Genomic DNA, 20,661 nt, shown 5'->3' with positions numbered 1-20,661 from the left:
AAAGAAGGTCTCTCACAGAGCAAGAGACCTTTACTCACTTTATTAACCTATGATAAATCTTTTCTATTATTTTTGAAATTCCCCATTTACTAATCTCCAAATATTGAGTGGATTAGCGTCTTTGAGCTCGTCGGGCAATAGCCCCTCTGGGAAGTTTTGATAACTTACAGGACGAGTAAAACGGTAAATGGCAGCCGTACCTACCGAGGTGCTTCTCGAATCTGAAGAAGCAGGGAAAGGCCCGCCGTGTGTCATGGCATGACAAACTTCTACGCCCGTAGGGAAGCCATTGATAAGCAGACGACCTACTTTTTGCTCTAGCAAATCTACCAAATCAGCGTATTCGAGAAGTTCTTCGGGTGTACCATGAATCGTAGCCGTAAGGTGTCCTTCTAGATTTTGGGCTATTTTCAATAATTCTTCCTTGCTATTGGCTTCAACCAATACGCTAGTAGGGCCGAATATTTCTTCTGATAAGTTGTGATTTTCGGCAATGGCTTGAGCGTCAGTTTTGAATAAAACAGGTTTTACTGCCGTAAAGCCTGTGCCTTCATTTCCTTCTGCTACAATCGATACTTTTTCATCTTCGGAGTGCTTGGCTATTCCATTAAGATAAGCCGTCTGAATCCCTTGGGTAAGCATTACACCTCCTGCCGCATTTTGGAATTGGGTTTCTAGATTTCCTAGAAACTGAGAATAGTCTTCGGTTTTATGGGCAATCAACATACCCGGATTGGTACAAAACTGACCCACTCCAAGCGTGACAGAGGCGGCAAATTGTTGCGCAATTGCTTCGCCTTTTTCTTTCATGATTTGAGGTAATACAAAAACGGGATTGGTACTTCCCATTTCGGCATACACTGGAATAGGCTCTGGGCGATTGGCTGCTAGATGAAACAAGGCCATTCCGCCTTGGTAAGACCCCGTAAACCCAATGGCTTTGATGTAGGGGTGCTGAACAAGCCCGGCACCTATTTCAGTACCACTTCCATGCAACAATGAAAAAACGCCGTCGGGCATTTGAGACTTTTGAGCGGCTTGCTGAATGGCTTGCCCTACCAACTCCGAAGTACCGGGATGGGCTGAATGAGCTTTGACAATCACGGGGCATCCTGCGGCTAATGCAGAAGCCGTATCGCCTCCCGCTACCGAAAAAGCCAAGGGGAAATTGCTCGCGCCAAATACCCCTACAGGGCCAAGTGGGCGCTGCATCATACGAATATCAACTCTAGGCAGTGGTTGACGGTCGGGCAGGGCGCCTTCAATGCGAGCATTGACCCAAGAGCCATCTCTCAAAAGTTGGGCAAACAACCGCAACTGCCCTGTAGTACGACCGCGCTCGCCTTGGATTCGACCCGCAGGCAAGCCTGTTTCGGCAGTGGCCATTTGGACGAGTTTGTCTCCTATATTTTCGATTTCTTCCGCGATTTTTTCTAAAAACGCTGCTTTTTCGATTCCCGATTTTTTACGATAAATCTGAAAAGCATCTTGGGCTTTTTGGGCTGCTTGCTCGAGTTCGTTGCGAGTAGCGCGATAAAATCGCGTCGGAAGCTTTTCTCCTGTAGTAGGATTAAAAGCTTGAAATGTACCTTCACCTTCGGCTGAAAGCGCGAATCCGATGATTTGTTTTCCTTGTAATGACATTAATGAGTAGGTTTTTGAGCCACTGTATTGATTAGAGTTCCGATACCTTCGATGCTAATGCGTACTTCGTCGCCTACGGCCAATGTAAATTCATTGGGCGGAACCACACCCGTACCTGTCATTAAGAACACACCATTAATGAAAGAGGTTTCTCTGAACAAAAATCCAATCAATTCGTCGTGCTTACGTTTCATACGATTGATAGAAATACTTCCCGAAAATACGGTATTGCCTTCACGTACAATTTCTAGTTGAATCATACTATCGGGATGAATCGGCGCGCCCGGAACGTACAAGCATGGGCCAATGGCAGCCGAAGCATCATAACTTTTGGCTTGGGGGAGATACAATGGATTTTCGCCTTCGATGTCTCTTGAGCTCATATCATTGCCGCAGGTATAGCCTACGATTTTTCCACTTGAAGTAGCAAATAAGGTAAGTTCCGGCTCTGGAACATTCCATTTGGAATCTCTCCGAATCAGTACTTCTGCGCCCGAACCCACTGTGCGAGAAGCCGTAGCTTTGAAAAAAAGCTCGGGGCGGTCTGCATCATAGACACGGGCATAAAAATCGCCCCCTCCCGCGTCTTTTGATTCTTCCATACGAGCTTCGCGGCTTTTGAGATAGGTGACGCCCGATGCCCACACTTCTTGCTGACTGATAGGAGCCAACAAGTCGGTTTTGATCATTTCGGCTAGGGAAGCATCGGCTGAAAGCGTGGCGATTTCGGCGCTGATAGCATCGTACAAATCATCACGGTTGACATAAGTATCCCAGTTTGTGGAGGACGAAAGGTATAAAAGCCCTTCAGACTCAACGATAATGCCTTGGCGGGTATGGTACAGTTTCATGAAAGAGGCAAATTTTGGTAGTTAAGAATTGTTTGAATAATCTATGTATAAAAGACTTTGAATGCTGATTTTAACTATATCTCTTGAGTATAAAATAAACCTTTACTCACAAGAGTATATGACTTTACAAAAAAACGCTTAAAATTGATATGTTTTTTGTGAAATATTATAGAGTTTTGATGAAATATTATCAATTTTGGTTTGAAGAAAAGATAATAATAGTATTATATCATAGATAGTATGCAAGCAGTATTTCGGAAAATCAACCCGTCGGCCAACTACTCATTTGTGGCTAGAATTGATAAACTACCTTACTTGTATGAAAATTGGCATTTTCATCCCGAAATAGAACTAACCCATATTGTACAAGGCCGTGGTACGAGGTTTGTGGGTGATAGCATTGAAGAGTTTGAGGAAGGAGATTTGATTTTGTTGGGAAGCAATTTACCTCATGTTTGGAAAAACGATGCTGTTTATTTTGCACCGCAGTCGGTATTACAAGTAGAATCGCACGTAATACAATTTTTGCCAGAGTGCTTCGGAATGGATTTTTTTGAACTCAAAGAAATGGAAGGTTTAAAACGCCTTTTTGAGAAAGCCAAAAGAGGGATCAGGATTTTGGGAAGGACGCGTGAAAGGATTCTAACATTAATCACTCAGCTTCTCGAAAATGCTAGCGGAGTACAGCGTATCGCTTTGTTTTTGCATATTTTTGAAATCATTGCGGAGTCTGACGAGTTGGTTCTTTTGAGTAGCGAAGGTTTTCTGGATTCTTACCACCGATTTGATACCGACGCCATCAATCGCGTCTATGAATTTACATTATCGCAATTTAATCGACGTATTTTGATCGATGAAGCGGCTTCGGTCGCTAACATGTCGGTGCCGAATTTTTGTCGTTATTTCAAAAATCGTACCCAAAAGACATACATCCAATTTCTGACTGAAGTGCGCATTGGCTATGCCTGTAGGATGTTAATCGAAAACAAAAAAAGCATTCAGCAGATTGCTTATGAATGCGGTTTTCATAATCTTTCAAATTTCAACCGCTCGTTTCGGATGCTCAAAAATCAAAACCCCATGGCCTATAGAGCGGCATTTGCGGGCTAATAAAGCACAAAAGAGGCCATTTCGGACCTCTTTTGTGCTTTATTAGCTTTGTTTTACTTTATGCCTGTGCAAAAGCAGGGTTGAAAATTCCTACTTCTTTGGCTTCCAAAAACGACTCGCCCATGAGGAATTCGTCCACTTTGCGAGCCGCTTCGCGGCCTTCCGAAATCGCCCATACCACTAGGGATTGTCCACGGCGGCAGTCGCCCGCTGCAAACACCTTATCGAGAGAGGTTTTGTAGCTGCTTTCGGTAGCCTTGATGTTTTTGCGGAAATCGGTTTCGAGGCCAAATTGCTCAATCAAACCTTGCTGAGGATGCAAGAAACCTGCCGCAATCAGTGCTAAGTCGCAAGGAACAACGCGTTCGTTTTCCGTGATAGAAACTTTGCGGCCGTCGTCGGTGATGCGTTCTCCTGTGATGTCGGCGATACGTAAGCCCGTTAGTTTTTGACCATCTCCTACAAATTCTTGTACGGCAATACTCCAAAAACGCTCACATCCTTCTTCGTGAGAAGTAGAAGTGCGTTTGGTCAAAGGCCAAAGCGGCCAAGGGGTAGATTCGTCACGAACTGTATAAAAAGGTTGTTTTTTGTCGTCATATTTAGGGGCAGGCATTACCTCTACTTGAGTGACTGTCTTGGCTTTGTGACGGTTGGAAGTACCAACGCAGTCTGAGCCAGTATCTCCACCACCAATAACCACCACATTTTTGTCGGTTGCCAAAATTTCACCATTTTGATATTTATCACCACGGTGGTCAGCGATACGGTCGATGCCCGCTACGCGTTTGTTTTGTTGGCTCAAAAACTCCATAGCAGGGTAAATCCCTTTGCCAAGGTAAGTCAACCAACCGGGGATTTGAATAGAGCGAGGCTCTGTAGAACCAATCGTAAGCACAATCGCGTCAAATTCTTTGAGGAGTTCGTCGGCTGATACATCCACGCCAATATGGGTATTGGTTTTGAACGTAACGCCTTCTTGTTCCATAACTTTGATACGGCGGTCAATGACGTATTTTTCTAATTTAAAATCAGGAATACCATAGCGCAAGAGACCGCCAATTTGGTCGGCACGTTCGAACAACGTAACGGTGTGACCTGCATAATTGAGCTGAGCCGCTGCCGCCATTCCGGCAGGGCCTGAGCCTACTACGGCTACTTTTTTACCTGTTCTTACGTTAGGAATGCGGGGTTGTACCAATCCTTTTTCGTAAGCCGTTTCGATGATTGATTTTTCAATAAATTCAATAGCAACGGGAGGTTTGTTGATACCCAATACGCACGAAGCTTCGCAGGGAGCAGGGCAAATGCGGCCCGTAAATTCGGGAAAGTTGTTGGTACTGCTCAAAATTTGGTAGGCATATTCCCAGTTGCCTTCATATACGGCATCGTTAAATTCGGGAATGATGTTGCCGAGAGGGCAGCCATTATGGCAAAAAGGAATGCCACAATCCATACAGCGAGCTGCTTGGTTTTTGGAGCTATCTTCGGTGCCAAGGGGTTCGATTTCTTTATAGTCTAAACGGCGTTCTTCAACGCTGCGTTTGGCGGGCAATTCGCGGCCAAATTCTATGAATCCAGTGGGTTTTCCCATTTTAAATAATCAGTGAATGAGTGAGTTACGTTCCGCACAGGCGGTGATTGAGTGAATGTATAAAATGCTTATCATCAAGATTGAGCAACTACAAAAATACCTTCATTTCCTTTTTAAAGGGGACCTTACAGGTAGAATACCTGCAAGGTCTATATTAAGGGATGGGTTAATTGTGGGCTACGTCAACTACAATATCTTGATACACTACATTTTTGTCAGCAATCTGTTGTGAAAGGCTGATACCACGCCCGGCCAAGGCCTTTTTGAAATCGGTAGGCATTACTTTCACAAACTGACCTAAATAATTACCCCAATCTTGGGTCATCATAAAGGCAACGTTACTTGTGGTATATTGGAAATGCTTCTCAATAAAACCTTTGATAATGGTCTCGTCTTCTTCCGAGAGAGGCTCGGTAGTCACCATTTCGGTATTGACTTTAGAAGTAAAGTCTCCATTTTTATCCCATACATAGGCCACTCCTCCCGACATACCTGCGGCAAAGTTACGTCCTACTTCACCCAAAATAATGGCTAGACCTCCTGTCATGTATTCGAGGCCGTGGTCGCCTACGCCTTCTACTACTACTTTGGCTCCTGAGTTACGAACGCAGAAACGCTCTCCGGCCGTACCACGGATATAAGCTTCGCCGGAGGTAGCGCCATAAAACGCTACGTTTCCAATGATGATGTTTTCTTCGGGTTTGAAAGTAGCTTCGCGGTCGGGATATACTACCAATTCTGCCCCGCAAAGACCTTTGCCAAAGTAATCGTTGGCATCGCCTTCAAGCTCTAAACGAATACCGTTTGTGTTGAAAGCTCCGAAGCTTTGACCCGCCGTACCTCTAAACTTGAAGTGGATAGTGCCTTTTGATAAGCCTACTCCTCCGTATTTTTTGGAGATTTCGTTGGAGAGCATGTTGCCCACTGAGCGGTTGAGGTTGTTGATAGGATATTCTCCATATACCTCTTCTTGATTTTGAAGCGCAGGCTGAGCGGCTTCAATCAATTGCCAGTCAATCACGCTATCTATACCGTGGTCTTGTTCTTCTTGTTTGAATTGAGCTACATCAAGGCTCACAGGTTCTTTATAGAGCATTGCATTGAAATCCAACGCTTTATACTTCCAATGTTTGATGTCGTTACGCATTTCTAAGAACTGCACTTGTCCTACCATTTCGTTGATGGTACGGAAGCCAAGTTGTGCCATGATTTCGCGTAGTTCTTGTGCCATGTACGTAAACATATTTACCACATACTCAGGCTTTCCAGTAAAGAGCGCACGCAATTCTTTGCGTTGGGTAGCGACACCCACGGGGCAAGTATTGAGGTGGCATTTGCGCATCATGATACAGCCAGCCGTCACCAAAGCGGCGGTAGCTACGCCAAATTCTTCGGCTCCTAGCAAAGCCGCAATCGCTAAGTCGCGGCCAGTACGCATCTGTCCGTCGGCCTGAATTGTCACCCGGCCACGGAGTTTATTTTTTACCAAAGTTTGGTGGGTTTCGGCCAAACCAAGCTCCCAAGGTAAACCTGCGTGGCGAATCGAACTGAGTGGCGAAGCACCCGTTCCACCGTCGTGGCCAGAGATGAGGATATGGTCAGAATGAGCTTTGGCAACTCCAGTAGCTACGGTACCTACGCCTGCTTCGGATACGAGTTTGACACTGATGCGAGCAGCGCGGTTGGCATTTTTGAGGTCATAGATGAGCTGCGCCAAATCCTCAATCGAATAAATATCGTGGTGAGGAGGAGGCGAAATCAAACCTACGCCAGGCGTAGAGTGACGAGTACGGCCAATCCAGTCATCCACTTTATGACCCGGAAGCTGCCCACCTTCACCTGGTTTGGCTCCTTGGGCCATTTTGATTTGCAATTCTTGCGCATTTGAAAGGTAGTGGCTTGTTACGCCAAAACGCCCCGAAGCTACTTGCTTAATCGCCGACGACATAAAGTCACCATTGGGTAGGGGAGTATAGCGAAGCTCATCTTCTCCACCTTCGCCAGAGTTTGACTTACCGCCGATACGATTCATAGCGATAGCGAGGGTAGTGTGGGCTTCCCAAGAAATAGACCCAAAAGACATCGCACCTGTGGCGAAGCGTTTGAAAATGCTTTCGACCGACTCTACTTCTTCTAAAGGAATAGGCGTTCCTTTTTTGAATTTCATCAAGCCTCGAAGCGTGAGTGCTTTTTGGGTTTGGTCATCAATGAGTTTTGAAAACTTCTTGAAAATCTGATACCCTTCTTCTCCACCTTTGCGGGTCGATTGTTGAAGCAAATGGATGGTCTGAGGATTGAAAATGTGAGCTTCGCCACGTTGTTTCCACTGATAGAATCCACCCACTCCAAGACGAGGGCTAATCATTGGTACCTCAGGGTAAGCCACTTTGTGACGAATCAATACCTCACGAGCGATTTCGTCGATACCCATTCCACCAATCCGTGAAATAGTACCTGTAAAATATTTATCAACTACATCTTTGTTCAATCCCAAACACTCAAAAATTTGGGCTCCTTGGTAAGATTGCAAGGTAGAAATCCCCATCTTGGAGAAGATTTTGAGCAATTCTTTGTCAATGGCCTTGATGTAGTTGGCATATAGTTTTTCATTTTTAAACTCTCCATTGATCATGCCATGCTTGTTCATATAAGCAAGGGTTTGGAAAGCCATATAAGGGCATACACCTGCTGCACCATAACCAATCAGAGTAGCTACGTGGTGGGTCTCAAATACATCTCCTGCTTCTACCAAAATACCCACTTTACCACGTAATCCTTGACGAATAAGGTGGTGGTGAACGGCCGCTAAGGCCAAAAGCGAAGGAATGGGAGCATGGTCAGAGTCAATTGCACGGTCGGAGAGAATGATGATTTCAAAACCGTCTTCAATCGCATCTTCGGCGTAGCGACAAATACGCTCTAAGGCTCTTTCGAGGCCTTTGCCGCCTTGGTCGGCGCGGAAATAAGTATTGATGGTTTTGGCTTGAAAATGCGCTTTATCTACCCAACGCAGCTTATCAAACTCTTCAATAGTTAGTACAGGTTGCTCTAGTTCGATTTGGCGACAATGCTGAGGCGATTCAGTAAGCAGGTTTTCGGTAGAGCCTACAAACGAGATAAGCGACATAATCGAGCGCTCACGAATCGAGTCTATCGGTGGGTTGGTTACTTGAGCAAAGAGTTGCTTAAAGTAGTTTGCCAAGTGTTGGCTTTGCTCTGAAAGTACCGCCAACGGCACATCTGTCCCCATCGACCCAATGGCTTCCATACCTGTTTCGGCCATTGGCCCAAGCACCATCCGAATGTCTTCTGAACTAAATCCAAAAGCAATTTGACGTTTTAGGAGAAGTTTGTCATCGTAGGGCGCAAAGGGGCGTTGAGATGGTTCGAGGTCAGAGATTTTGATTTTGTTTTCCTCCAACCATTGTTGATAAGGCTGGCGTGAGCAAATATCAGCTTTGAGTTCTTCATCAGGGATGATACGGCCTTGTTCCATATCTACCACAAACATCTTACCTGATTGAAGACGTCCTTTAGAAACTACTTTGGCGGGATCTACATCCAATACCCCTGCTTCGGAAGCCATGATAACGGTATCGTCGTCGAGTACCCAATAGCGTGAAGGACGGAGTCCGTTACGGTCTAAGGTAGCCCCGATGATTTTGCCATCTGTAAATGAAATCGACGCTGGGCCATCCCAAGGTTCTTGAATAGCGGCATGGTACTCATAAAACGCTTTACGCTGAGGGTCCATGTCGTTGTTGCCATCCCAAGCTTCCGGTACTACCATCATCATCACGTGAGGAAGCGAGCGGCCTGAGAGATAGAGTAATTCGATGGCGTTGTCTAAGTTGGCCGTATCGGAGTTGGTAATGTCGCAAATAGGAAGCAACATATCCATTTCTTCTTTGGTAAACTTATCAGACCAAAACGATTTTTCTCCCGCTCTAATCCAGTTTACGTTGCCTCTTACGGTGTTGATTTCACCGTTGTGAGCTACATAACGGAAAGGTTGAGCCAATTTCCAAGAGGGGAAAGTATTGGTCGAGAAGCGGGAGTGAATAATCGCAAACGCCGATACCACCGACTCATGATGCAAATCGGGGAAATAATATTTTAATTGTCCTGTTGTCAATTGTCCTTTGTAAGAAATTGTACGGCACGACAACGAAGAAAAGTAAAAGTGAGATTTGGAACCAATGACCGAATCGTAGATAATACGAGTCACGTACTGACGAAGTACAAACAGCTTACGTTCAAAGCCGAGTTCATCGGTGATGGAGTCAGGGCGTTTGATAAAGAGCTGCTCTACTTCGGGCTCTACCGAGAGTGAGCCTTCGCCTAGAATGTCGTTGAGGGTAGGTACTGTGCGATATCCTAGCAAACCTAGACCCAGTTTTTTGATTTTACGATTCAAAATGTCACGGCATTCGGCACGGAGCTTGGCATCTTTGGGGAAGAAAATCATCCCTACACCGTACTCACCAGCCGCAGGAAGCGAGAAGCCTAGCTTTGTACACTCTTCCACAAAAAACTCGTGGGGAATTTGGATTAAGATTCCCGCGCCATCACCAGTATTAGGGTCAGAGCCACAGGCACCACGGTGGTCCATGCGTTCGAGCATCGTGATGGCATCGGCGACCATTTGGTGAGATTTACGACCCTTCATGTTGGCTCGGAAACCGATACCGCATGCGTCGTGTTCAAACTCGGGGCGATAAAGCCCCTGTTGGGCAGGTTCTAGCATGGTTTTAAATGTATATTGGGGGGGTTGGTTAATAGCTCGGTAACAATACGCTCATCAGTAGCTTTACCTAATCATAAACTCACGCAAGTTAAACAAAAATTTATTTGGTATAACAACGTTTTTGCCAAATAATGTAGCTTTATTTTTGTCTCATTGAGAATATTTTAAATTATCTTGGAATTTTACAATTTATTAATCCAAAAGAACATTGCTTTACAATTTTTCAAAAAAACATTGATTATTTAGGGTATTTGCTAACAAAACTGCAAAATTTTTGCGAAAAAAGCAAGTATTGGTTTTTGGTTATAAGTCTATTGATTGAATGTGTTAAATGCCTTAAGATTGTTCTAGCTGAAGATACCCGAAAGAAGAGATTGAGTAGGTATAAGTATTTGTACTTCGTGTAAGTTTTGTGTACAATGGGGTATAAATAATTGATTATCAAATCTATCTTAAAGGAAATATACCTAAGGAAAGAAGGTAAGTATTACTCAGTTATTAGGAGGTGAAAAGGCATAGGAAGGTTATGGTTAAGTAAAAACAATAATATCTATATAAAACCCTCTAATATCTGTCATCAAAGATAATATAATTTTACACCGGCCTAAGGGCAGAATACCATAAATACGTAAAAACAAGGTGAAAACCGGAGCAGAAATAGAAGGGAACCTAGCGTTGCGTTTTTAAACGATACTGGAGAGGAGAATCGCCAGTGTGTCGTTTGAAAACTTGGTGAAAATGGGACAGATTCTGAAAACCACATTCCAAACCTATCTGCGCCACGCTCATTTCGGAGCTAGTGAGTAGTTGGCGGGCGTGGCTTGTTCGCAAGCCTTGCAAAAAATCAACGTAGGTCTTTTGAGTTCGCTTCTTAAAATATCGACAGAAGGCCGGAACTGTCAAATGGGCAGTTTCGGCAATGATTTCCAACTTGATATCTTCTTGAAAATGGGCTAATGTAAATTCTAGAATACGCTTCATCCGCTCTGTATCGGCTTCGTCAGGGGTGATTTGGTAGCCTTGACTTGCTAGCAATTGACCTTTGCTATCATGGCTGAGTATGAGTAAAATGTGCATAAAAGCTACAAAACGCTCACCATCTGGAAGGGTAGGCAGGCGAAGAAGGTCATCTCTGAGCATAGTAGCGACTTGGGTGCTAAATTTGATACCTCTTACTGCTTCATTCAAGAGTCGCCTAAGATGGCTAAATTCGGGTACTTTTTCAAAAAAATCATCCACCAAACTTTGAGGAAACTGCACCAAGATGGCTTCTGCTGATTTTTGGAAAGGAAGCTGATAGTAGTCGTCACTATTGCGCCAAAAATGCGGGAGATTACTCGCCAACAATACCAAATCGTTTTCAAAGAAAGGCTCGATACTATCGCCGACAAACCGCTGCCCGCTGCTGTCAATGATATAGGTAAGCTCCCACTCAGGATGATAGTGCCAAGGCGCGTCGAAATTGGGACGTTTGAAATGACGTGCTAAGTAAGAAAAACGCCCTTCGAGAGCTAGCTTTTCGAGCTGCGGTTTCATAAAATGAAGAATTTTTACTTTATAGATTTGTTTCGTGTGATATTTAGGCTAAAATACTACATTTTTTTATCAATAATGAGAATTTTTGGATTTGACAAATAAGCTTATTTTGTATCAACATTCAAGCAAAAAATCAACTAATCATGTCAGCAACAATTGATACAACTATTTTGAAAGAGGAACTCAATACTCCTTATGTAGTTTCGCCCGAAGCCATTTCTTTTTATCAAGAATACGGCTATGTAAAACTCAAAAACGTGCTTAGTGCGGAGGTGTTGGCTTATTATGGAGATGTGATTACGGATTTGGTGTTTAAGCTCAACAAACTTACCAAACCTATGGAGGAGCGCACAACTTATGAGCGGGCGTTTTTGCAAATCATGAATCTCTGGCGTGAAGACGAAACTGCCAAAGAATTTGTGTTTTCTAAACGTTTGGCGCAAATCGCCGCCGACCTCATGGGGGTAGAGGGTGTACGGCTCTATCACGACCAAGCACTTTACAAAGAACCGAGTGGGGGCATCACTCCCTGGCACGCCGATCAGTTTTATTGGCCTTTGGCATCTCCCAAAACCGTCACGATTTGGATTCCGTTGCAAGCCACTCCGATGGATATGGGACCTTTGGCTTTTGCCGAAAAAAGTCAAGCCGTAGAGATTGGCCGTGACGTAGAAATTAGTGACGAAAGTGAGGCTTTGATGTCTCAATCATTGACACAGTTTAATCTGAACGAAACACCCTTTGAGTTGGGTGAGGTAAGTTACCATGCGGGGTGGTTGTTTCACCGTGCAGGGGCCAATCTCTCTACCAAACCCCGCAAAGTGATGACGATGATTTATATGGATAAAGACCAGCGCATTATTCAGCCTAAAAATAGTTTTCAAAAGGCTGATTGGGAAACATGGCTTGCTTCCTCGCCCGTTGGCAGTGTGCCGGATAGTCCATTAAATCCAATATTATATAGTCGTTAAACCCCATTCAGACGTGGCAAGTTTTAAAAGACTTGCCACGTCTTCTAAATACCATTCTTATGGCTTTTGCTACCAAACTGACCCTCTATTGGCATGATTTACTGGATTTGTTTTATCCAAACCCATGTGCATCATGTCAAAGTCAATTGGTAGGAAATGAGGGCGTTATCTGCACTAAGTGCCGAGCCAACCTGCCCCGTACCAACTCTCATCTCAGTCCGATTAAGACACTAGAAGATAAATTCGCGGGCAAAGTGCCAGTGAGGGCGGTGTATTCTTTTTTGAAGTTTGAAAAAGCAGGACGTGTCCAACGTCTCCTTCATCAGCTCAAATACCGCAATCGGTCTGAAGTAGGGCTTGTTTTGGGGCAATTGTACGGGCAGGAGTTGTTTGAATCGGGGATCATTCAGGACTTGGATTTGTTGGTGCCAGTACCTTTGCATGAGCGAAAGAAAAAACAAAGAGGATACAATCAGAGCGATTTATTGGCCGAAGGGCTGTCGTCTACTTCCAAAATAGCGTGGTCAGCAGAAGTACTTCTAAGAGCGAAATTTACCGAAACCCAAACTCACAAAACCAGACTCCAACGTTTTGAGAATGTATCGGGTATCTTTGAAGTGATGAAGCCTGATTTGGTTCATAATAAATCAATCGCTCTCATTGATGATGTATTGACGACGGGCTCTACCCTGGAATCGGCCGCTGCGACGGTATTGGAGGCGGGTGCCAAAGAAGTCATAATCATTACGATTGCGGCGGCCTATTGATATACAGTTTGTCTTAAAAAATCAGTTAATGGTCATCAAATAAAAATGGCATTTTGAATAGTAAAACTTAGATTATTGTCGTTTGAACCGAAGAAATTCGTTGTTTTGCGGTATATTTCAGGTTCTAAATTCTTTTTCAGTTATTTCACTATTCACAAAAAATGCAATTTTTAAAAAAATCACTACTATTCTGGGCCATCTGTGGGTCAGCAATGGCTCAAACGAAATTTGAAAACTATACGCAAGCTATTTCGGGAAGTGACATAAAATACGACATGGTCGCTATCAAAGGAGGGGAGTTTATGATGGGAAGCCCCGAGAAAGAAAAAGGGCGTAAAGATGACGAAGGACCACAGCACAAAGTGAAGATTGAGCCGTTTTGGATGGGAAAATACGAAATCACGTGGGATTTCTACGATTTGTTTACCACCAAAAATATTGAAATCGAAATGGCCAAGCGTTTTCCAGATCCTGAAAATAGCCTTGCCAAAACCGACGGAAGTACACGCCCAAGCGCGGCTTATGTCGATATGTCGTTTGGGATGGGACGCTCGGGTTATCCTGCTATCAATATGACACAATACGCCGCTATTTATTTCTGCAAGTGGCTTTATGAAAAAACGGGCGTTTTTTATCGCCTTCCTACCGAAGCGGAGTGGGAATATGCCTGTCGTGCAGGAACTACTACTGCTTATTCGTTTGGAGATGATCCAAAGCAACTTGATGAGTATGCTTGGTATAAAGGCAACAGCGGAGGCGGTTATAAAAAAATAGGTACTAAAAAACCTAATCCTTGGGGACTTTATGATATGCACGGAAACGTCATGGAATGGACAATAGATCAATATTACAAGGACTATTATGCCAAAAAAGCCAAAGGAGAAGTAAAAGAAGATTATCCGAAAGTAAAAGAATTGTATCCCAACTCGGTTAGAGGTGGGTCGTGGGATGATGATGCTACCGTAGCTCGCAGCGCAGCACGTGTACCTTCAGCCGCTGAGTGGAAAATCATTGACCCCCAAAGCCCCAAAAGCGAATGGTGGATGACGAGTGCTTCCTTTGTGGGATTCAGGATTGTGCGCCCGGCTACGCCTCCTTCCAAAGAAGAAATCGCCGCGTATTACAATCCACCGCTTATCGAAGATTATTAATAGGGTAGGTGGATTGTTAAAGGTCTGATTGTCAATTTTTTTGTATTAAATTGAAGTGTTCGAATGATTAGACTACAGTGCTTTCTGCCTTTGTGATAATAGACTTTCCAAGTGTTAAGATGAAGGCTTGGAAAGGCTGTATAGTTTCTTAACATCAAGCGGCTTGCCGCAACGATTTCTACATTTTCAACGTATTCATTAATCCACAGTACAAATCCATAAACCTTTTTTCTAAACATGGAAACCAATCGCCGAGAGTTCCTCAAAACTTCAAGCCTTCTCACGGGAGGAGCTTTGTTGAGTAGTCTTCCTTTTTCTTCTTACGGGTATCACAATTCCGTCAATGACACTATCAAAATAGCTCTTGTGGGTTGTGGGGGTCGTGGAACGGGCGCCGCTGCTCAGGCTTTGAGTACTACCCAAAATGTGAAATTGGTAGCAATGGCCGATGCCTTTGCTGATCGTGTAGAAGGTGCTTACAATGCCCTTACCAAACGTAAATACAAAGACGGCGCAGGTGCCGAGATCGATATTAACTCAAAAGTAGATGTCCCCAAAGACCGTATGTTTGTGGGTTTTGATGCTTACAAACAAGCAATTGCTTTGGCGGATGTAGTGATTCTGGCAACGCCTCCAGGCTTCCGTCCCGGGCACTTTGAAGAGGCTGTTCGTCAAAATAAACACATCTTCATGGAAAAACCCGTAGCCACGGATGCACCGGGTATTCGTCAGGTATTGGCAGCGGCAGAAGAAGCAAAACGCAAAAAACTCAATGTAGTGGTAGGTCTTCAGCGCCACTATCAGCGTAACTACCGCGAAGCGATGAACCGTATTCATGACGGCAAAATCGGCGATATTGTGGGTGGTAGTGTGTATTGGGTTTCGGGTGGCGTGTGGAACAACCCACGCAAACCAGGCCAAACCGAAATGGAATACCAAATGCGTAACTGGTACTATTTCAACTGGCTTTGCGGAGACCATATCACTGAGCAGCACGTACACAATATCGACGTAGCCAACTGGGCAAAACAAGGATACCCGGTATCGGCCCAAGGAACAGGTGGCCGTCAAGTTCGTAATGGTAAAGAATTTGGTGAGATTTTTGACCACCATATCGTTGATTTTACCTATGCTGATGGTACCCTTATCAATAGCCAATGCCGCCACTACGAAGGTACTTACAGCAAAGTAGATGAGCAGTTTTTGGGAACCAAAGGCCGTATCGATAGCTTCAACGGAAACAATACCGTCCTTAAAGCTTATAAAGGCGGAAAAGTATTGTATGCCCACGAAGGCAAAGGTGACCGTAACCCTTATCAAGTAGAGCACGATGAGCTTTTTGAGGCAATTGCCAAAGGCGAATATAAATTTGCCGATGCCGAAAATGGCGCCAAAAGTACTCTGACCTCCATCATGGGACGTATGGCTACTTACTCGGGCAAAGTAGTGAAATGGGACGAAGCGCTTAATTCTAATATTAGCTTATTCCCCGAAAAACTAGCTTGGGATGCTCTTCCCAAACTTCTTCCAGGGTCTGATGGATACTACCCAGTAGCCGTACCTGGTAAGACCATTGTGGTTTAATCTTTTATAGGACTCAGAATAATCAATCAGAGCTGGTGATCCCCAATCATCAGCTCTGATTTTGTTTAATAGCACTTTATCTTCAACAAACCATGCGAAAAATTTTACTTTTCTTGCTTACTGTTAGTGGTTTATCCGAAACAAAAGCCCAAGCTCAAACCGATGCTTTTTTGTCGCAGCTCTTTGCCCAAAATACACATCCTATTTTTCAGGAAGTGGTACAGCATCCCCAAACTTATCGCCTCCAAATTATCTATACCCAAATCGACCGTGATAAAAACAATGTGCCTTCCTTCAAAAATTACTATTTCAATGTCGATAGCACTTTGTATTTCAATCCTGCCTCTACGGTTAAGTTGCCCTTGGCGTTGTTGTCTTTGGAAAAGCTCAATCAATTGCGACTCCCGCAGGTAAACAAATTTACCTCCATGCAGTTTGATAGTGCCTATAGTGGCCAAACCAAACTTTGGAAAGATGCTACCTCTCCCAACGGTCTGCCGTCGATTGCGCATTTTATCAAAAAGGCGTTGCTGGTAAGCGACAACGACGCCTATAATCGAATGTATGAGTTTGTGGGTCAACAAACCATCAATCGTGCGCTTCGTGCCAAAGGCTATCTTGACACCCGCATTACGCACCGTTTTGTAAGAATGACGCCCGACGAAAATCGCCATACCAATCCAGTACGATTTTTGAGGGGAGATAGCTCGGTGATTTATGCCCAACCTGCTGCCTACAATACCGACGCTTTTGATTTTAGACGTATCGCTAAAGTAGGGCAGGGGCATTGGGATGCCAAAGATAGCCTCATTCATGCGCCAATTGATTTTACGACTCGCAACAAACTTCCCCTCGAAGCTTTTCAACAAATCCTCAAGTCGGTGATGTTTCCGGAGGCTATGAAAGCCAAACAACGTTTTGACCTGACCGAAGATGATTATCTTTTTTTGTATCAATACCTTTCTCAATTTCCAGGCGAAACCAACTATCCCAAATACGACGGAGAAGAATATTATGATAGTTATGTCAAATTCTTTTTTCGAGATAGCCTACAGCGGCAACTGCCCGAGGGCGTAAGGGTTTTCAATAAAGTAGGCTGGTCCTATGGTTTTTTGACGGATGCCTCTTATGTAGCTGATTTTAAAAACAAAATAGAATACATGTTAGCCGCGACTATTTATGTAAACAGTGACGGTATCCTGAACGATAATAAATACGAATACCAAACCGTAGGACATCCTTTTTTGTATCAATTGGGAAAAGTAATTTATGAGCATGAATTAAAACGGACGCGTAGATTCAAGCCTGATTTAAGTCGATTTCAAATATCCTACGAAAAACGCGTGTCAGACGATAGACCGCTTGTAAAAGATATAGATAATTGAGGGGGAAATTATCAATTGTTTTTTGTGATTTAGATACTAAAGTACTATCATTGCAAAGTAAAAATTAAATAAAATTTCTCCACAAATAAATTTTAAGACATACTGTAATATGAGCGATTTTAGCAATCAATTTCATCTTAAATCTGATAATATAGAAGACGCAAAAATATTATTAAAAAATGCTAACTTGAAGGGTTATCTTATTCCGCCTGTGAATGGGTGGATTACAATATTGGTGGCAGAAAGAGCAATATTGACGCAGTTTAATAAAGGTTTGCTTTTAGAATTTATTCGAACAGATGATGCTCTATTTTGGGGATTTGACTTGTATAGGGATGCAAATTTAATATCACATTATGACATACAAGACTATTTTGAAGGATTTAAAATCAGCAACGAAAGGCTTAATTTTGAGGAGTTTAGTGTTGAGTTGCAATTAGATGATGATAAAAAAGAAGCTTTAAAAGAACTTTTTGGGGTCGATAATCCAGATGAGGCTGATGGAGGGGATTACAAATTTGCCGAAATTATAGGTTTAGAAAATATTGAGTGGCTTTCCTTTGAGTACGCAGACTCAGACCTTGAATCAACTTCAGAAAACTATCCAGAGATTTTTTATTATGAGCCTTAAAAAATCTGTAAGTTAGTAAATTTACCTGATTGTTGATTTTTAGTCATAATAGTATTAACTAGATAAATATATGGGATTGTTTGAGTTTTTAAAAAGTAAAAAAAACGAAAAAGAAGGTGCTTTAAATAATGAATTGGTAGCCAACAAGCCTCAAATTCAATTTGTTAGTTTGCTTTTTGAAACTAAACCAATCCTTGATAAAGGCCGTATTTTAGAAGAATTAAAACTACTATTTGAAAATGTAGATACTACCAATGAAGATGATTCGCTGATGTTCTTTTTCCCAGATTATACGCTCCAGCTCACGGATGCGACTGTTCCAGCGCAAGGGGTGATTATTGAGGTTAACAAAGATTTGGAAATTAGTCGCTTTCATTCAGCGTTTATGCAGTCTTGGCATTGGTCAGAGGCAGAAGAAGTAATAGGAAAATGCAAATTTGAAATTAATTTGACCGATTTGATGTCGAGGACACTTCCTTATCAAGCAAGATTGGAGTATTTTCAAAAATTTATCAGGGCAGTAGTAAAAGCCACTACTCCTGCCGCAATTTATTTTAAGGGCAGTGATAAATTACTAGCAGCCAATGATTATTTAAGGGCACTTTCGGATACGCATCCTGCTATTTTAGAGGGTGTTGTGAATATTAGGATGTTTAATATAAGTGGCTCTAAAAACGAAATTTTAATGGACTCGATTGGTTTGCATATCTACGGGCTTCCTGATTTTGAATGTATTTTTTCGGGTTATGATCCTGGCGAAATCGCGGAAGTTTTAATGCAAATTGCTTATTATATTTTTGACACAGGCGATACCATCCGAAGCAATACTACAGTGCAAGGAGTAGGTAAGAACCCCGTTTGGAAAACACAATACGCCCAAACTACTGTAGAACCGGCGCGTTTGGGAGTGAGAATTTTACCCAATTGAGGGGAATCCTTGTTTGGAAACGTATAATAATTGATAAAATTGGATTGCTAAATTTGAATGAATAGAAGCAAAAGACAGCACATAAGGTTGTTTTTGTAAAACTGTAATCTTTGAACGAAGAGCGCATTCGCAGTACTCCTTTTATCAAATTAGGTTTATGCCAATTGAGGCTTCAATAATTATTGCCCTCCAACTTTTTGCTGCTATAGTTTCTACTAGTGAATAAATTAAGGGTTTGATATAGAGATAGTTTGGTTTGAAAGTGGTTTGGTATTTACTGATTTAAACAAAAACCAACCGTTTGCTCAATATCAAATTGAGTATTGGGATTTAGTTGCTACATTTGATTGGTTACCTGCGCTTGTATAGGGAATGTTATTTTTAGAAAGGAAGGGTGGGTAATAGGCTGACATTCTGAAAGTTACCTGATTTTTTGTGATAACTCTTTACCCTTTCTCATAATGAACAACTCAACTCCTTATCTGGCCAATTTGACCCCGCTTCGGGGTATCGCAGCCCTATTAACAGTCATGTTTCATGTAGATTTGATGGTGGGTGGTGGGGCAATATGCTCCTAAAATTTAAGGACTCAATGCTGTTTACACGTATGTATCTCATGGTCGATTTTTTCTTTGTATTGAGTGGGTTTATCATGTATCACGTATATGGACAATGGTTTGCTGAGTCGGTACACAAAAAAGATTTCAAACGTTTCACGATTGCTCGTTTTGCACGGGTCTATCCCTTGCATTTTGTAACACTTCTTTACTGCGTCTTGTTGCAGTTGGTATTTATTGCGGCAGGGGGGATAGATATGAACCCTATGAATGCCATTAGCAACGATTGGGCCACGATTCCAAGTCATTTGTTGCTGTTGCACAGTATGAATGTCAACGAGTGGTTTACTTGGAACAACGCCTCATGGTCTATCAGTACCGAATGGTGGATGTATATGTTGTTTCCGTTTTTGGTAAAACTATTCTCAAAACTCTCTTCTTGGGGGCGTTTGCTGATGATTGCGGGCTGCGTTGGGGGCTATTTACTGATTACTTTTGTGATTGTACCTATAGTGACGGTTCCGGAGTCTATCGCTTTTACCAAAGTCAATCCTGCCGATTTGACTATCAATGTGTCGTATCAATACGGCTTTTTACGCTGCTTATTTGGATTTGTATTGGGGATGATGGTTTATCAATATTACTCGGAAAATAAGGGTAAACGTTTGTTTGGAAATGGGTATACTTTCTTAGTCCTTACGTTAGGCTTAGGCTTATGTTTGCATTTTGCTGTTCCCGATGTATTTACAGTTTTATTTTTTCCTTTAATGCTTTTATCGGCGGCTTATGGAAGTACCAATATGGACAAATTCTTCGGGACAGTACCTTTACAGCGAATCGGAGACTGGTCGTTTTCAATTTATTTGGTACATCAGCCGCTGCTCTATACCGCTTACACAATCATGGCTTATCTAAATCCCCCAACGCCCAACGCCTCTGCTGGGCCACCTCCTTCTTATGATATGCTTACCGGCTGGGTGATATGTTTGGTATTTATAGGTATCACACTATTGGTGTCGTGGTTTACCCTGATTACTGGACAAAAGTTAAGCTCATGGGGACAGAGCATATTTATTTTTTTTAGCCATAACTATCAAGTACTCTATAAAAATTACAATTTTTTGGCAAACGTTACAAATCAGACTATATCCTTTTCTAAAGACGGATTCATAAAGCGATTTTGTTTTTTTTCGGACTTGAATTTT

Annotated in this window: 14 protein-coding genes; 9 read left to right on the top strand and 5 right to left on the bottom strand. The window is 42.8% G+C overall.

Translation table 11 applies throughout. The annotated features are described in order from the left end of the window. Positions 1-66: 66 nt before the first annotated feature. A complete protein-coding gene (locus G563_RS0118510) occupies positions 67-1,644 on the bottom strand; it encodes an aldehyde dehydrogenase (NADP(+)) (RefSeq protein ID WP_028666603.1) in 1,578 nt (525 codons plus the stop codon). Continuing rightward, positions 1,644-2,495 (bottom strand): fumarylacetoacetate hydrolase family protein, encoded by an 852-nt coding sequence (locus G563_RS0118505; protein WP_028666602.1) that lies wholly within the window; start codon positions 2,493-2,495, stop codon positions 1,644-1,646. The genes G563_RS0118510 and G563_RS0118505 overlap by 1 nt, the downstream gene beginning before the upstream one ends. 240 nt (positions 2,496-2,735) lie before the next feature. Here G563_RS0118505 and G563_RS0118500 point away from each other — a divergent pair, with 240 nt between their 5' ends. After that, a complete protein-coding gene (locus tag G563_RS0118500) occupies positions 2,736-3,605 on the top strand; it encodes an AraC family transcriptional regulator (RefSeq protein WP_028666601.1) in 870 nt (289 codons plus the stop codon). A 58-nt stretch (positions 3,606-3,663) separates the two neighbouring features. Here G563_RS0118500 and G563_RS0118495 read toward each other — a convergent pair whose 3' ends face one another. From G563_RS0118495 to G563_RS0118485, 3 genes are all read right to left on the bottom strand, one after another. Continuing rightward, on the bottom strand, positions 3,664-5,199 hold the full coding sequence (locus G563_RS0118495; protein WP_028666600.1) for a glutamate synthase subunit beta: 1,536 nt from the start codon (positions 5,197-5,199) through the stop codon (positions 3,664-3,666). Positions 5,200-5,365: 166 nt separating this feature from the next. After that, the gene (gltB, locus tag G563_RS0118490) at positions 5,366-9,946 is read right to left on the bottom strand and encodes a glutamate synthase large subunit (RefSeq protein WP_028666599.1); all 4,581 of its coding nucleotides are present in this window, start codon (positions 9,944-9,946) and stop codon (positions 5,366-5,368) included. Positions 9,947-10,615: 669 nt separating this feature from the next. After that, positions 10,616-11,482 carry a helix-turn-helix domain-containing protein gene (locus tag G563_RS0118485; RefSeq protein ID WP_028666598.1) on the bottom strand — a complete coding sequence of 289 codons (867 nt, stop codon included), beginning with the start codon at positions 11,480-11,482 and terminating at the stop codon, positions 10,616-10,618. A gap of 143 nt (positions 11,483-11,625) precedes the next feature. On the opposite strand from G563_RS0118485, the gene G563_RS0118480 reads away from it, so the two are divergent. The 8 genes from G563_RS0118480 to G563_RS0118440 all read left to right on the top strand — a co-directional run. Continuing rightward, positions 11,626-12,453, top strand: a complete 828-nt coding sequence (locus tag G563_RS0118480) for a phytanoyl-CoA dioxygenase family protein (protein WP_028666597.1) — start codon at positions 11,626-11,628, stop codon at positions 12,451-12,453. 32 nt (positions 12,454-12,485) lie between these two features. Then, positions 12,486-13,220, top strand: a complete 735-nt coding sequence (locus tag G563_RS0118475; protein ID WP_229598530.1) for a ComF family protein — start codon at positions 12,486-12,488, stop codon at positions 13,218-13,220. 212 nt (positions 13,221-13,432) lie between these two features. Further along, positions 13,433-14,371 carry a formylglycine-generating enzyme family protein gene (locus G563_RS0118470; RefSeq protein ID WP_229598529.1) on the top strand — a complete coding sequence of 313 codons (939 nt, stop codon included), beginning with the start codon at positions 13,433-13,435 and terminating at the stop codon, positions 14,369-14,371. Positions 14,372-14,608: 237 nt separating this feature from the next. Continuing rightward, positions 14,609-15,955, top strand: a complete 1,347-nt coding sequence (locus G563_RS0118460; protein WP_028666593.1) for a Gfo/Idh/MocA family protein — start codon at positions 14,609-14,611, stop codon at positions 15,953-15,955. A 92-nt stretch (positions 15,956-16,047) separates the two neighbouring features. After that, positions 16,048-17,340, top strand: a complete 1,293-nt coding sequence (locus tag G563_RS0118455; protein ID WP_028666592.1) for a serine hydrolase — start codon at positions 16,048-16,050, stop codon at positions 17,338-17,340. 109 nt (positions 17,341-17,449) lie between these two features. Then, the gene (locus G563_RS0118450; RefSeq protein ID WP_028666591.1) at positions 17,450-17,971 is read left to right on the top strand and encodes a hypothetical protein; all 522 of its coding nucleotides are present in this window, start codon (positions 17,450-17,452) and stop codon (positions 17,969-17,971) included. A gap of 70 nt (positions 17,972-18,041) precedes the next feature. After that, complete coding sequence (locus G563_RS0118445) at positions 18,042-18,899, top strand: DUF4261 domain-containing protein (RefSeq protein WP_028666590.1); 858 nt, start codon at positions 18,042-18,044, stop codon at positions 18,897-18,899. A 592-nt stretch (positions 18,900-19,491) separates the two neighbouring features. Then, on the top strand, positions 19,492-20,661 hold a 1,170-nt coding region (locus G563_RS0118440), incomplete at its 3' end, for an acyltransferase family protein (protein ID WP_169579787.1).

It is taken from the genome of Runella zeae DSM 19591 (assembly GCF_000423565.1).
In the GTDB taxonomy this organism is placed as follows: domain Bacteria; phylum Bacteroidota; class Bacteroidia; order Cytophagales; family Spirosomataceae; genus Runella; species Runella zeae.
Note: the sequence above shows the minus strand (reverse complement) of the source record. Positions and strands in the feature narration are given on the sequence as shown.

Coding starts and splice junctions, on each gene's coding strand:
- G563_RS0118510 (WP_028666603.1), bottom strand. CDS start 1,644: ATGTCATTACAAGGAAAACAAATCATCGGATTCGCGCTTTCAGCCGAA.
- G563_RS0118505 (WP_028666602.1), bottom strand. CDS start 2,495: ATGAAACTGTACCATACCCGCCAAGGCATTATCGTTGAGTCTGAAGGG.
- G563_RS0118500 (WP_028666601.1), top strand. CDS start 2,736: ATGCAAGCAGTATTTCGGAAAATCAACCCGTCGGCCAACTACTCATTT.
- G563_RS0118495 (WP_028666600.1), bottom strand. CDS start 5,199: ATGGGAAAACCCACTGGATTCATAGAATTTGGCCGCGAATTGCCCGCC.
- gltB (WP_028666599.1), bottom strand. CDS start 9,946: ATGCTAGAACCTGCCCAACAGGGGCTTTATCGCCCCGAGTTTGAACAC.
- G563_RS0118485 (WP_028666598.1), bottom strand. CDS start 11,482: ATGAAACCGCAGCTCGAAAAGCTAGCTCTCGAAGGGCGTTTTTCTTAC.
- G563_RS0118480 (WP_028666597.1), top strand. CDS start 11,626: ATGTCAGCAACAATTGATACAACTATTTTGAAAGAGGAACTCAATACT.
- G563_RS0118470 (WP_229598529.1), top strand. CDS start 13,433: ATGGCTCAAACGAAATTTGAAAACTATACGCAAGCTATTTCGGGAAGT.
- G563_RS0118460 (WP_028666593.1), top strand. CDS start 14,609: ATGGAAACCAATCGCCGAGAGTTCCTCAAAACTTCAAGCCTTCTCACG.
- G563_RS0118455 (WP_028666592.1), top strand. CDS start 16,048: ATGCGAAAAATTTTACTTTTCTTGCTTACTGTTAGTGGTTTATCCGAA.
- G563_RS0118450 (WP_028666591.1), top strand. CDS start 17,450: ATGAGCGATTTTAGCAATCAATTTCATCTTAAATCTGATAATATAGAA.
- G563_RS0118445 (WP_028666590.1), top strand. CDS start 18,042: ATGGGATTGTTTGAGTTTTTAAAAAGTAAAAAAAACGAAAAAGAAGGT.